This is a genomic window from Serratia sp. CY55921 (genome assembly GCF_052167655.1).
In the GTDB taxonomy this organism is placed as follows: Bacteria; Pseudomonadota; Gammaproteobacteria; order Enterobacterales; family Enterobacteriaceae; genus Serratia; species Serratia ureilytica.
Map to the genome: position 1 here is coordinate 64145 of NZ_JBJNMU010000001.1, position 12442 is coordinate 76586.

A 12442-nucleotide genomic window follows, 5' to 3' on the forward strand; every position below is an offset into this window, starting at 1 on the left:
TCAGGCTTGTTCGCTAGCCGGCAAACCCGGACGGTAGGCGAGGAAATACATCAACCCGACAAAGCCGGCGCCGCCCAGCGCATTGCCGAGAAATACCGCGACGAAATTAGGCAGATACTGCTCCCAGCCCATGCCGCCGGCAAAGATGGCCGCCGGGATGATGAACATATTCGCCACCACGTGCTGGAAGCCGATGGCGACAAAAGCCATGACCGGGAACCACATGCCGATCACTTTGCCCGGCACATCTTTGCTGGCGAAGGCTAACCACACCGCCAGGCATACCAACCAGTTGCAGCCGACGCCGGAAATGAAGGCGTGCAGGAAGTCCGCATCCACTTTGGCCTGCGCGATCGCCAGCGTCTTATGTAAAAACGCGCCTTCGGTCAGGCCCAGCAGGTGGCCGAAGAAGTAGGCGACGGCCACGCTGCCGGCGAAGTTGGCCAGGGTGACCCAAAACCAGTTGCGCAGCACGGCGATGGCGGGAATTTCACGGGCGAACCAGGCTATTGGCAAGGTCATCATGTTGCCGGTCAGCAGTTCGCCGCCGGCCAAAATAGTCAGGATCAAACCGATAGGAAAGACCGCGGCGCCCAACAGCGCGCCGAAAGAGCCCCATTCGGCCGGCAGGGTGCCGATGACGTGAATATCCAGCAGGAAGCCGGTGGCGATAAAGGCGCCGGCGAGAAAGCCCAGAATCAGCAGATTAGCGAGAGGGGCGCGGCTTTTGTTTACCCCGGCCTGAACGGCGAGGGCGGCGATTTCTTTTGGTGAATGCAAAGACATGACGGACTCGGTTTATAGTAATAAAGTTTATGGCGCGGGCAGTCTATGCCGCTCGGGAGCCCGACTCAAGCGCATTTCGCTAACATTCCGTTAATTAAAAATCAACGTGATATGCAGGGTCTTTTGCCATTTTGAGAAGTAGCGCGCAAAATGGATGAACTCTGCGCAAAGTGATGATTTTTTGGCGCCAAAGATGCTGATTTGGCGGCTTTTTCAACGCTTGATTCAGTAATTCAATTTAGCCGTTGACAGCTTTGAGCGGGTTTCATATTATGCGCCCCGTTCACAGCACAAAGTGATTGTGGAACGGGGCTATAGCTCAGCTGGGAGAGCGCTTGCATGGCATGCAAGAGGTCGACGGTTCGATCCCGTCTAGCTCCACCAACCTTCTTCTCAGAAAGGTTGGGGAATACCGTAACGCCGGTCAACGCGTACCACTTTTGTGGGGCTATAGCTCAGCTGGGAGAGCGCTTGCATGGCATGCAAGAGGTCGACGGTTCGATCCCGTCTAGCTCCACCACCATTTGAAAAGCCGACCTTAGGGTCGGCTTTTTGCTTTGCGTTATTTCACCTTCGCCGAAGGCCAGCCAATAAAAAAGGCGCCCGCAGGCGCCTTATCATTGCTGTAAATTTCAGGCTTAGCCCAGAACCAGGCCCGCGATGGAAGCGGACAGGATGCTGACCAGCGTAGAGCCGTACACCAGCTTCAGGCCAAAGCGCGACACCACGTTGCCCTGGTGTTCGTTCAGGCCCTTGATCGCACCGGCCACGATGCCGATGGAAGAGAAGTTGGCGAAGGACACCAGGAACACCGACAGGATCCCCAGGCTGCGTGGCGACAGTTCGGCAGACACTTTCTGCAGCTCCATCATTGCCACGAACTCGTTGGAAACCAGTTTGGTGGCCATGATGCTGCCGACCTGCAGGGCTTCGTGTTTAGGAATCCCCATGATCCAGGCGAACGGATAGAAGAAGTAACCGAGGATTTCCTGGAAGCTCAGGCCGAAGATGGCGCTGAACACACCGTTGAGCGCGGCGATCAGGGCGATGAAGCCGATCAGCATCGCGGCAACGATAATCGCTACTTTGAAGCCGGCCAGGATATATTCACCCAGCATTTCGAAGAAGCTCTGGCCTTCGTGCAGGTTACCGAGGTGCAGCTCTTCTTCTTTATTGGTGTCGTACGGGTTGACCAGCGACAGCACGATAAAGGTGCTGAACATGTTCAATACCAGCGCCGCCACCACGAACTTGGCGTCCAGCATGGTCATGTAGGCGCCGACGATGGACATGGACACCGTAGACATCGCGGTCGCCGCCATGGTGTACATGCGCTTTTCCGACATCTTGCCCAGGATATCCTTGTAGGCGATGAAGTTTTCGGATTGGCCCAGGATCAGCGAGCTGACGGCGTTGAACGACTCCAGCTTGCCCATGCCGTTCACTTTCGACAGCACGGTACCGATAATACGGATGATGAACGGCAGCACCTTGATGTACTGCAGAATACCGATCAGCGCCGAAATGAAGACGATCGGGCACAGCACCTTCAGGAAGAAGAACGCCAGGCCTTTGTCGCCCATGCCGCCGAATACGAAATCAGTCCCTTGTCCCGCAAACCCGAGCAGTTTGTCAAACAGCGCGGCAAATCCTTTTACGAAGCCCAAACCCGCTTCCGAATGCAGGAAAAAGTAGGCCAGCAGTACTTCGATAACCAGTAGTTGAATAACATAGCGAATGCGGATGCTTTTACGATCGCGGCACACCAACAGGGCCAGGATCGCCACCACCACTATCGCCAACGCAAAGTGCGCAATATGGGACATGTTTGCTCCAAATTTGAGGCAGGCTGAATTTCGGCTGTCATTTTATGTAACGCTACGTTTAAAAACGAGACTTCTATTGCAAATATGGAAAATCATAGCGGGAATTCTCCTAAAGTGTTGCGCAAAAGCATAAAAAATCAAGATGTTAAAGCAGCAATAGGAAATTCGTATTCTTGTGCTAACCTGTCTTTCAGGGGTATTGCAGCTAAAATCCCATCCTAAAAGCACGGAAATCGGCAAGCTCCGCGCTGAACCCTTCGATAAAACCATTAATGTTGGCTATTACAGAGATAAGTTTTACCGCTCTAAATGCGCTTGATAATTATTATCATTTATATAGAGTGGAGATAAACGTAATTTCAGTAAGGGTTCAACATATGCTGAACAGTCGCGTGGTTGAAACCACCTCCGGTCGCTCCGCCAGAAAAATCAAACTCTCGCTGATGGGACCCGCCTTCATCACCGCGATCGGCTATATCGATCCCGGCAACTTCGCCACCAACATCCAGGCCGGCGCCTCGTTCGGCTACAGTTTGCTGTGGGTCGTGGTCTGGGCCAACGTGATGGCGATGCTGATCCAGCTGTTGTCCGCCAAGCTGGGCATCGCCACTGGAAAAAACCTGGCCGAGCATATTCGCGATCGCTTTCCGCGGCCGGCGGTATGGGCCTATTGGGTTCAGGCGGAGATTATCGCCATGGCGACCGATCTGGCCGAATTCATCGGCGCGGCGATCGGCTTCAAACTGCTGCTCGGCGTCTCCTTGTTGCAGGGCGCGGTGCTGACCGGCATCGCCACCTTTTTAATTCTGATGCTGCAAAAGCGTGGACAAAAGCCGCTGGAGCTGGTGATTGGCGGCCTGCTGCTGTTCGTCGCCGCTGCTTACATCGTCGAGCTGGCGTTTTCCCAGCCGCAGCTTGCGCCGCTGCTGAAAGGCATGGCGTTGCCCGATTTGCCCAACGGCGACGCGGTATTCCTGGCCGCCGGGGTATTGGGTGCCACCATCATGCCGCACGTGATCTATCTGCATTCGTCGCTCACCCAAGTTGGCGGTGAGCACGATAAGGCGGAGCGCTATGCCGCCACCAAAGTCGACGTCGCCGTCGCCATGACCATCGCCGGTTTCGTTAACCTGGCGATGATGGCCACTGCCGCCGCCGCGTTTCATTTCAGCGGCAACAGCGGCATCGCCGATCTTGACGTGGCCTATCTGACGCTGCAACCGCTGCTCGGGCAAGCCGCCGCCACCGTGTTTGGCCTGAGCCTGGTGGCCGCCGGTCTTTCTTCCACCGTGGTGGGCACGCTGGCGGGGCAGGTGGTGATGCAAGGGTTCGTGCATTTCCATATCCCGCTGTGGCTGCGCCGAGCGGTGACCATGCTGCCGTCGTTTATCGTCATCATGCTGGGAATGGACGCCACGCGCATTCTGGTGCTGAGCCAGGTGCTGCTCAGCTTCGGCATTGCGCTGGCGCTGGTGCCGCTGCTGGCTTTCACCGGCAATCGGGCGCTGATGGGGGAGATGGTTAACGGCCCCGTGGTGCAAAACCTGGGCAAGCTGATCGTGCTGGTGGTGGTGGGATTGAACGGCTATCTGCTGATCGGCAGCGTGCTGTAGGCGAAAACAGTGCGGGCCGGCGTTGCGCCGGCCCGTTGTCGTTAATCGCGGTCGTCATCGCCGTGGCGGCGCCAGCGATCGCGGTCATGATCGTGGTGGTGTTTTTTCTCTTTCTTCCAGTAATGCTTGTCGCAATGATGGTCGCATTTGTAATAGCGCCCGTCGCGCGAGTAGTAATATTTGCGCCAGTAGTCGCGGTCGCGCCAGCGATAGCCATCCCAGTAATAGCCGCGCGGACTGCGATCGCCGAGATAGCGTCCCTGATGGCCTTGCCACCAGTCGCGATCGCGCCAGTCGTAACCGTCCCAGTAACGGCCGCGATTGTCCTGATCGCCGATGCGCAATGAAACGCCCGGCATCAGATCGATGCTGATCCCTTCGGCGTGCGCCTGCTGTGCGGCGGGCAGTACCGTCGCCGCCAAGATGGCGGCCAAGAGCAGAGGTTTAAACATGACTTCTCCTTTCCGCTTGCGCGGCCTGGCCGTTGATCACTTTATGAAGCGCGTTCATCAGTTTAAAAAACGGCCTTATCGTTATTTTTACTGCAATATCGGCATCATAGCGCCGGCGCATGGGGTTGAATCTGAGAGCCACTCTGAAAAGGGCGCCGGAGGCCGAGATTTGAGATTTTTCTGGGGCATCGCCGCTCAATTGAGCGGCGGGATTTGTAAGCGATTACAATAAAATGTTCTCGATCTGCGCAAGCTCTTCTTCAGTGAAGTGACGATTGGCCAGCATGCCCACCGCGTCTTCTATCTGCGCAGTCTTGCTGGCGCCGATCAGCACCGAGGTAACGCGATCACCGCGCAGCACCCAGGCCAGCGCCATCTGCGACAGCTTCTGCCCGCGTTGCCGCGCCAGCGCATCGAGGCGGCGCACCTTGTCCAGTCGGTCGGCGGTCAGCTGTTCCGGCTGCAGGAAACGGCTGCCGCTGGCGGCGCGGGAATCTTGCGGGACGCCGTGCAGATAACGATCGGTCAGCAGGCCGCCCGCCAGCGGGGAGAAGGCGATCGCGCCGACGCCATGATTCGCCAGTGTATCCAGCAATTCCGCCTCCGGCCCGCGTTCCAACATCGAATACTTGGGCTGGTGGATCACGCACGGCGTACCGAGCCGCTGCAGGATGTCGAACGCCTGGCGCGCGCGCTCGGCCGGATAGTTGGACAAACCGACATACAGCGCTTTGCCCTGGCGCACCAACAGATCCAGCGCCGCCATGGTTTCTTCCAGCGGCGTGTCCGGGTCCGGCCGATGGTGATAAAAGATATCCACATACTCCAATCCCATGCGCCTGAGGCTCTGATCGAGGCTGGCGACCAGGTACTTTTTCGAGCCCCAATCGCCGTAGGGGCCGGGCCACATGGTGTAACCGGCTTTGGATGAGACGATCAGCTCGTCGCGCCAGGCCCGCAGATCGGCGTTGAGAATGCGGCCAAAGTTTTCCTCGGCGGCGCCGGGCGGCGGGCCGTAGTTGTTGGCCAGATCGAAGTGGGTTATGCCGCGATCGAAGGCGCAGCGGATCAGGGCGCGGGCGTTGTCGTACAGCGTGGCGTCGCCAAAGTTGTGCCATAGCCCGAGCGAGACGGCGGGCAGCTTCAATCCGCTGCGGCCGCAGCGCCGGTATTCCATATCTTGATAACGCGAGGGGGAGGCTGAGTAGGACATTGTGATCCTTTGTCGGCGAAGAAGTGGCGTGTTTTGAGTGTATGCGTTTTCACAACGTGCCGTCGAGGGGGCGATCACAAGGCCGGCATGTAACGCCAGGTTGCCGCTCGACACGGAAAGCGCTGTTCGAAAATTAACCGGCATCTTCGATACTTAAAGATAATCGCTTCAGCTGCAGACAGGTGATGATCATGACTCAGATCTACACGGTGGCCGATTATCTGCTCGATCGTCTGGCCCAGATTGGCATCCGCCACGTCTTCGGCGTGCCGGGGGATTACAACCTGCAATTCCTCGATCACGTCATCGCTCATCCGCAAATCACCTGGGTAGGCTGCGCCAACGAACTGAACGCCGCCTACGCCGCCGACGGCTATGCGCGTTGCAAACCGGCCGCGGCGCTGCTCACCACCTTCGGCGTCGGGGAGCTGAGCGCGCTGAACGGCGTGGCCGGCAGTTATGCCGAATACCTGCCGGTGATCCACGTGGTGGGCACACCGGCGCAGCGTGCCCAGCGCGCCGGCGATTTGCTGCACCATTCGCTGGGCGATGGCGACTTCACTCACTTTGCGCGGATAGCCAAAGAAGTCAGCGTCGCACAGGCCAATCTGACCGCCGACAACGCCGCCAGGGAGATCGACCGCCTGATCGACGCCGCCTTGCTGGAGCATCGTCCGGTTTATCTGATGCTGCCCAGCGACGTAGCGGAAGCGCCGCTGCCGGCCAAACCGGCGCCGCTGATGCTGCGCCAGGCCAGGCTGTCGCGGAGCGCATTGCAGGCGTTTATCGCCGCAGCGCGTGAAAAGCTGCAATCGGCGCGGCAAGTGTCATTGCTGGCGGACTTTCTGGCGGACCGCTTTGGCGTTGAAACGGCGCTGGATAACTGGATGCAGGAGGTGGCTATCCCGCACGCCACGCTGCTGCTCGGCAAGGGCGTGCTGGATGAGAACCGCGACGGTTTTGTCGGCACCTACAGCGGCGGCGCCAGCGCTGCGGCGACCAAAGCGCTGATTGAAAATGCCGATGTCGTGATCACCGTTGGCGTGCGTCTCACCGACACCATTACCGGAGGATTCACGCATCATCTGCCGGCGGAAAAATGCATCGATATCCAACCGTTCGAAGCCTGGGTCGGTCGTCAACGGTTCAGCCGCATCCCGATGTGCGCCGCCGTGCAGGCGCTGCACCGCCTGACTCTGTCGCTGGCGTCGCGCTGGCCGTTGCCGACGATCGGCCGTCCGGCGCTGCCGGAAGGCGATGGGGAAGGGTTGGATCAGCACGCCTTCTGGCGGCAGATACAGGATTTCCTGCGGCCGGGGGATATCGTGCTGGCCGAGCAGGGCACGGCCTGTTTCGGCGCCGCGACCTTGACGCTGCCGCGCGGCAGCCGGATGATCGTGCAGTCGCTCTGGGGCTCGATCGGCTATACCTTACCGGCGACCTTCGGGGTGCAAACCGCCGAACCACAGCGCCGGGTGGTGCTGTTGATCGGCGACGGCGCCGCGCAATTGACCGTGCAGGAGCTGGGATCGATGCTGCGCGACGGGCTTAAACCGGTGATTTTCGTGCTGAATAATCAGGGCTACACGATTGAACGCGCTATCCACGGGCCGGAGCAGAGTTACAACGACATCGCCCGGTGGAACTGGACGCAGCTGCCAACGGCATTGGCCGGTGGGCGGCCGGTGACGGCGTTGCGGGTCAGTCAGCCGGAGGCGCTGCGCCAGGCGCTGAGTGAGGCGGCGCAGGGCGACCGGCTGGCTTTCATCGAAGTGATGCTGCCGAAGATGGATATTCCCGAACTGCTCGATACGATCTCGCGCGTCATTCAGTCGCGCAACGCCGCCGCCTGAGCCGCGTCGTCTTCCAGCAATCGCTCCAGCATCCAGTACCCCGCCGGGCCCGGCGGGGTCAGTTTGGACCATACCGCATCCACCGAAATCAGTTTGGGCCAGCCGCGCGGGCGCAGCTGGGTGAGCCTGCCGTGGCCGTATTGTTGCACCAGCCAGTGCGGCAGCACCGCCCAACCGAATCCCTGTTCCGCCATCTCCAGCAACAGCAGATAGCTGGGCGCCGACCAGACCAGCCCGCCTTGTCTGGCCGCTTCGGCGCCGGTGTAAGTGTTCAGGATCAGCTGACGGGTGCTGGATAATTGCTCCGGGGTCGGCGCGGCGACCTGCGCCAGCGGATGCCCATGCGCGACGAACAACCCCATTTCGGTCTGCTCAGGCAGGCGGGAGAAGGCGATATCCGGCGGATAGGTTTTTTGCACTTCCACCATGCCCAAATGCGCGCGGCCGCTTTGCAGTAGATCGATAACGTCGCCTTCCTCGGCGATCATCCATTCCAGCTCAATCTCCGGGTAACGTTGTTCAAACCGCTGCATCAGGCTGTCGTGATGCTTCGGTTGGTAGGTATCGGAAAATACCATGCTCAGGCGCGGTTCGACATTGCCCGCCAGCTGAATGCTCAGCGCGTCGAGTCGCTCGCTGGCGGCGAGGATCTCCTGCACGTGCCCCAGCACCTTGCGGCCGGCGGCGGTGAGCACCGGTTGGCGCGCACTGCGATCGAACAGCGTCAATGCCAGGTCGGCTTCCAGATTGGCGATGGCGGTGCTGACGGTGGATTGGCTTTTGCGCAGCTTGCGCGCGGCGGCGGAAAATGAGCCGAGGGCGGCGGCTTCAACGAACGCCTGTAACGCTTCCGGTGAATAGTGCATATATCTACTTTATCGATGGAACCTATTTTTAATCTACCCAAAAAAGCGATGATAATCACCTGGCTTTCGCAACAACTGTTGAAAAAAAGGTGATGTATGCAACTGCAAAACAAGTCTCTCATTGAACGTATCGTCCACGCCGTCGGTTTCGAGGCCATCGCCGTGATGGTTTGCGCCCCGCTGGGCGCGTGGTTGTTGAACCGCTCAATGGTGCAGGTCGGTGCGTTGGCGGTGATGCTCTCCACCGTCGCGATGCTGTGGAACATGGTTTACAACACGGTGTTCGACCGCCTGTGGCCGGTCAGCCGGGTGGTGCGTAACCTGAAGGTGCGTGCGCTGCACGCCGTCGGCTTTGAAGCCGGTTTTATCCTGATCGGCGTGCCGATCGCCGCCTGGATGCTGAGTATCTCCTGGGCGCAGGCGTTTATGCTGGAAATCGGTTTCTTCCTGTTCTTCCTGCCGTACACCATGGCCTATAACTGGCTGTACGACACGCTGCGCCAACGCTGGTTCGAAGCGCGCCAGCCGATCAATTCCGGCGCCAAATAAGGCGTCGTCAGCCCGGCGATTCTCAGGTAAGGTCAGAGGATCGTCGGAAAATGCTGAGGAACGAAGGATGAAAGTGTTGGGTCTGCTGGGCGGCATGAGTTGGGAATCCACCATTCCGTATTACCGCACCATCAACGAGCAGGTAAAGGCGCGCCTCGGTGGGCTGCATTCGGCCAAAATCGTGCTCTACAGCGTCGATTTTCAGGAGGTTGAACGCTTGCAGCACCAGGGCGATTGGGATGGCGCCGGTCGGCTGCTGGCCGCCGCCGCGGTGGCTTTGCGCGCCGCCGGCGCCGAAGCTATCGTGATCTGCACCAACACCATGCACAAGGTGGCGGAGGCGGTCGAGCAGGCCAGCGGCCTGCCGCTGATTCACATCGCCGATGCCACGGCGCTGCAGGTGCGGGAGAAAAACATTCGCCGCGTCGGGCTGCTGGGCACGCGTTTTACCATGGAGCAGACCTTCTACCGAGGCCGCCTGCAGGAATTGCACGGCATCGATGTGGTGACGCCGGTCAGCGCCGATCGTGACATCGTGCACCGCATCATCTATGACGAACTCTGCCTCGGCAAAATTCGCGACGCCTCGCGCGACGAGTATCGCCGGATCATCAGCGATCTGGAACAACAGGGCGCGCAGGGGATTATTTTCGGCTGCACCGAGATAGGGTTGCTGGTGAGCGAGCGGGATGCCTCGGTGCCGGTGTTCGACACCACCGCGATCCACGCTCGCGCCGCCGCGGCGTTCGCGCTGGCCTAATCGTCGTGCGGCGGTTGCCGGCGGTTCACCAGCATCAAGGGTTTGCCCGCCAGCGCCAGCCAGGCGGGCAGCATCACGATGCACAAGATCGGCAGCAGGTGCAGATCCGGCACCACCGCCACCGCCATAAACAGACTGAGCCAGCCGTCGCGCGTGACCACCAGCACCAGCCCCATGATGGCGCAGGAGACCGTGATCGCCGCCGGCACCGCCGGAACGTGCTGATGCAGCATCAGCCCCAGCGCCACGCCGACGAACACCGCCGGGAAGATGCGCCCGCCGCGAAAGCCGCTGGCGGCGGCGATCACCAGCGCCGCCAGCTTGGTCAGGGTAACGGCCAACAGCGCCGGCACCGAATAGCTGCCGTCTGCCGCGAGGCGCTTCATTTCATCCAGCCCTTTGAACAGGGTAATTTCTCCGCCCACCAGCGCCAGCAGGCCCAGCACAAAGCCACCCAGCCCTAACATCAACACCGGATTCTTCATCGAATGGAACAGGCGGTGAACGTGCGGGAAGCACCACAGCGCCACCATGCCGAGCGCGATGGCGATCAGTGCCACAATGGCGCCGCTGAAGATGTCCGGCAGCCGCGTCACGTCGTAGGCGTCGAGCTGCAGGGCGAAATTGGGCACGAAGAACATCTGGGTGGTGACCGCGCCGGCGGCGGCGGCCACCAGCGGGGCGAACAGCCGATCCCACAGCGGCGTTTCGTTATTGCCCGCCAGGGTTTGCGAGAAGATCAGCGCGGCGGCGACCGGCGTGCCGAACATCGCGCCGATGGTGCCCGCGGCCGCCAGGATGATCCAGTCCATGCGCGGCACCTTAGGCAGCAGGCGCGCCCCCGCCGCCGCCACCAGCGCGATATTGATGGCGGTGATCGGGTTCTCCGGCCCCAGGCTGACGCCGCCGGCCAGGCCGACGATCAGCGCCAATCCCAGCCCCGGCAGGGCGGAGAGCGGCAGCGGCATGCCGATCAGCGATTCCGTCGCCGGATCCGGCCCGGCATGGCCCGGCATATAGCGCACGATCAGGCCGACCGCCACGCCGGTCAGCGTCAGCATGCCGAGCGGCCACCAGGGTGCCTGGGCGTCCAGGCTCAGCGCGTCGGGCAGCGTCACCCACAGCCATTGCTGCAGCGTAGCGGCGACTTTCATCATCAACAGCAGCACCAGACTGGAGGCGGAACCGATAATCAGCGCAGGCAAAGCAAAGGCCAACATGGCATTGGCGCGCGGATGCAGCATGGATAATCCCTTGTCGATGCCTCCATGCAGGGCAGGGAGAGCGGGTGGTTGGACAGTGACCACAGCTTGCCAGACTATCGGCGAGCAGGCACGCATTGATATTGCCCGGCGTCGATGACGGTTAACAGTCGCGGCGGCGCGTTTTTTGCCGCAATTTGTTTCAAATCGCGGCTTGGCGGGCCAGCTGAAACGTTTTTTGTGATCCGGATCGCTATTGGGGCGCAGATCCGAGGCGGGTGATTGTTGTTTTCGCAGCAGGATTTTACAGTGTGGGCAGCTTTTTATTTTTCATTTTGCGGAGACGAAATCAATGACCTATGCCCTCGTAGGTGATGTTGGCGGCACCAATGCCCGCCTGGCGTTGTGCACTGTTGCGACGGGTGAGATTACCCAGGCGAAAACCTATTCCGGCCTGGAGTTCGACAGCCTGGAGGCGGTGATCCGCCACTATCTGAAAGCGTGCGATATCGAGGTGCAGGACGCCTGTATCGCGATCGCCTGCCCGGTGACGGAAGACTGGGTTGCGATGACCAACCACAGCTGGGCGTTCTCTATCAAAGAAATGAAGGCCAACCTGGGGTTGAGTCATCTGGAAGTGATCAACGATTTCACCGCCGTCTCGATGGCGATCCCGATGCTCTCGCCGGACGACGTGCTGCAGTTTGGCGGCGGCGATGCGCAGCCGGGCAAACCGATCGCGGTGTACGGCGCCGGCACCGGGCTGGGTGTTGCCCACCTGGTGCAGGTCGATCGCCGCTGGGTCAGCCTGCCGGGCGAGGGCGGCCATGTCGATTTCGCACCGAACAGCGAAGAAGAAGACATTATTCTGGAGGTGCTGCGCGGTGAAGTGGGGCACGTTTCCGCCGAGCGCGTGCTGTCCGGGCCGGGCCTGGTCAACCTGTATCGCGCCATCGTCAAGGCGGACAACCGCCTGCCGGAGAAACTGGAGCCGAAGGACATTACCGAGCGGGCGCTGGCCGACAGCTGCATCGACTGCCGCCGTGCGCTGTCGCTGTTTTGCGTGATCATGGGGCGCTTCGGCGGCAACCTGGCGCTGAATCTGGGCACCTTTGGCGGCGTGTACATCGCCGGCGGCATCGTGCCGCGCTTTATGGAATTCTTCAAGGCCTCGGGTTTCCGCGCCGCTTTCGAAGACAAAGGGCGTTTCCGTGACTATGTGCGAGACATTCCGGTGTTCATGATAACCCATGGCCAACCGGGCCTGCTGGGAGCCGGCGCGCATCTGCGCCAGACGCTGGGCATGCAGCTGTAAGCAACGC

Annotated in this window: 12 protein-coding genes and 2 tRNA genes; 8 read left to right on the forward strand and 6 right to left on the reverse strand. The window is 60.3% G+C overall.

The features are described from left to right. Nucleotides 1-786 carry a formate/nitrite transporter family protein gene (locus ACJ8M3_RS00335; protein WP_122004434.1) on the reverse strand — a complete coding sequence of 262 codons (786 nt, stop codon included), beginning with the start codon at nucleotides 784-786 and terminating at the stop codon, nucleotides 1-3. 308 nt (nucleotides 787-1094) lie between these two features. On the opposite strand from ACJ8M3_RS00335, the gene ACJ8M3_RS00340 reads away from it, so the two are divergent. Beyond that, nucleotides 1095-1170 (forward strand) — tRNA-Ala (locus tag ACJ8M3_RS00340). Nucleotides 1171-1230: 60 nt separating this feature from the next. Continuing rightward, nucleotides 1231-1306 (forward strand) — tRNA-Ala (locus ACJ8M3_RS00345). 118 nt (nucleotides 1307-1424) lie between these two features. On the opposite strand, the gene ACJ8M3_RS00350 is transcribed toward ACJ8M3_RS00345, so the two are convergent. After that, nucleotides 1425-2612: a NupC/NupG family nucleoside CNT transporter gene (locus ACJ8M3_RS00350; RefSeq protein ID WP_004936373.1), complete on the reverse strand. Its 1188-nt coding sequence runs from the start codon at nucleotides 2610-2612 to the stop codon at nucleotides 1425-1427. A 377-nt stretch (nucleotides 2613-2989) separates the two neighbouring features. Here ACJ8M3_RS00350 and ACJ8M3_RS00355 point away from each other — a divergent pair, with 377 nt between their 5' ends. Next, nucleotides 2990-4225, forward strand: coding sequence for an Nramp family divalent metal transporter (locus ACJ8M3_RS00355; RefSeq protein ID WP_285142243.1), 1236 nt, complete (start codon nucleotides 2990-2992; stop codon nucleotides 4223-4225). A gap of 41 nt (nucleotides 4226-4266) precedes the next feature. Here the strand turns inward: ACJ8M3_RS00355 and ACJ8M3_RS00360 are convergent, their stop codons facing one another. Further along, nucleotides 4267-4677: a DUF2502 domain-containing protein gene (locus ACJ8M3_RS00360; RefSeq protein ID WP_046896266.1), complete on the reverse strand. Its 411-nt coding sequence runs from the start codon at nucleotides 4675-4677 to the stop codon at nucleotides 4267-4269. On the opposite strand from ACJ8M3_RS00360, the gene ACJ8M3_RS00365 reads away from it, so the two are divergent. Continuing rightward, entirely contained in the window at nucleotides 4676-4909 is a 234-nt protein-coding gene (locus ACJ8M3_RS00365) for a hypothetical protein (protein WP_127897177.1), read from the forward strand. The two genes, ACJ8M3_RS00360 and ACJ8M3_RS00365, sit on opposite strands and share 2 nt — an antisense overlap. Here the strand turns inward: ACJ8M3_RS00365 and mgrA are convergent. After that, entirely contained in the window at nucleotides 4901-5890 is a 990-nt protein-coding gene (gene mgrA, locus ACJ8M3_RS00370; RefSeq protein ID WP_047574191.1) for an L-glyceraldehyde 3-phosphate reductase, read from the reverse strand. The genes ACJ8M3_RS00365 and mgrA overlap by 9 nt on opposite strands. Nucleotides 5891-6081: 191 nt before the next feature. On the opposite strand from mgrA, the gene ACJ8M3_RS00375 reads away from it, so the two are divergent. Beyond that, on the forward strand, nucleotides 6082-7743 hold the full coding sequence (locus ACJ8M3_RS00375) for an alpha-keto acid decarboxylase family protein (RefSeq protein WP_047575522.1): 1662 nt from the start codon (nucleotides 6082-6084) through the stop codon (nucleotides 7741-7743). Here the strand turns inward: ACJ8M3_RS00375 and ACJ8M3_RS00380 are convergent. Further along, complete coding sequence (locus ACJ8M3_RS00380; protein ID WP_033632445.1) at nucleotides 7719-8609, reverse strand: LysR family transcriptional regulator; 891 nt, start codon at nucleotides 8607-8609, stop codon at nucleotides 7719-7721. The genes ACJ8M3_RS00375 and ACJ8M3_RS00380 overlap by 25 nt on opposite strands. 96 nt (nucleotides 8610-8705) lie before the next feature. On the opposite strand from ACJ8M3_RS00380, the gene ACJ8M3_RS00385 reads away from it, so the two are divergent. Next, nucleotides 8706-9158, forward strand: a complete 453-nt coding sequence (locus ACJ8M3_RS00385) for a multidrug/biocide efflux PACE transporter (RefSeq protein ID WP_016926809.1) — start codon at nucleotides 8706-8708, stop codon at nucleotides 9156-9158. Nucleotides 9159-9225: 67 nt separating this feature from the next. Then, nucleotides 9226-9918, forward strand: a complete 693-nt coding sequence (locus ACJ8M3_RS00390; RefSeq protein WP_019453821.1) for an aspartate/glutamate racemase family protein — start codon at nucleotides 9226-9228, stop codon at nucleotides 9916-9918. On the opposite strand, the gene ACJ8M3_RS00395 is transcribed toward ACJ8M3_RS00390, so the two are convergent. Next, the gene (locus ACJ8M3_RS00395; protein WP_442514594.1) at nucleotides 9915-11162 is read right to left on the reverse strand and encodes an ion channel protein; all 1248 of its coding nucleotides are present in this window, start codon (nucleotides 11160-11162) and stop codon (nucleotides 9915-9917) included. The genes ACJ8M3_RS00390 and ACJ8M3_RS00395 overlap by 4 nt on opposite strands. 310 nt (nucleotides 11163-11472) lie before the next feature. On the opposite strand from ACJ8M3_RS00395, the gene glk reads away from it, so the two are divergent. Continuing rightward, nucleotides 11473-12435, forward strand: coding sequence for a glucokinase (gene glk / locus ACJ8M3_RS00400; RefSeq protein ID WP_025303754.1), 963 nt, complete (start codon nucleotides 11473-11475; stop codon nucleotides 12433-12435). Nucleotides 12436-12442: the final 7 nt, after the last annotated feature.

Coding starts and splice junctions, on each gene's coding strand:
- ACJ8M3_RS00335 (WP_122004434.1), bottom strand. CDS start 786: ATGTCTTTGCATTCACCAAAAGAAATCGCCGCCCTCGCCGTTCAGGCC.
- ACJ8M3_RS00350 (WP_004936373.1), bottom strand. CDS start 2,612: ATGTCCCATATTGCGCACTTTGCGTTGGCGATAGTGGTGGTGGCGATC.
- ACJ8M3_RS00355 (WP_285142243.1), top strand. CDS start 2,990: ATGCTGAACAGTCGCGTGGTTGAAACCACCTCCGGTCGCTCCGCCAGA.
- ACJ8M3_RS00365 (WP_127897177.1), top strand. CDS start 4,676: ATGACTTCTCCTTTCCGCTTGCGCGGCCTGGCCGTTGATCACTTTATG.
- ACJ8M3_RS00360 (WP_046896266.1), bottom strand. CDS start 4,677: ATGTTTAAACCTCTGCTCTTGGCCGCCATCTTGGCGGCGACGGTACTG.
- mgrA (WP_047574191.1), bottom strand. CDS start 5,890: ATGTCCTACTCAGCCTCCCCCTCGCGTTATCAAGATATGGAATACCGG.
- ACJ8M3_RS00375 (WP_047575522.1), top strand. CDS start 6,082: ATGACTCAGATCTACACGGTGGCCGATTATCTGCTCGATCGTCTGGCC.
- ACJ8M3_RS00380 (WP_033632445.1), bottom strand. CDS start 8,609: ATGCACTATTCACCGGAAGCGTTACAGGCGTTCGTTGAAGCCGCCGCC.
- ACJ8M3_RS00385 (WP_016926809.1), top strand. CDS start 8,706: ATGCAACTGCAAAACAAGTCTCTCATTGAACGTATCGTCCACGCCGTC.
- ACJ8M3_RS00390 (WP_019453821.1), top strand. CDS start 9,226: ATGAAAGTGTTGGGTCTGCTGGGCGGCATGAGTTGGGAATCCACCATT.
- ACJ8M3_RS00395 (WP_442514594.1), bottom strand. CDS start 11,162: ATGCTGCATCCGCGCGCCAATGCCATGTTGGCCTTTGCTTTGCCTGCG.
- glk (WP_025303754.1), top strand. CDS start 11,473: ATGACCTATGCCCTCGTAGGTGATGTTGGCGGCACCAATGCCCGCCTG.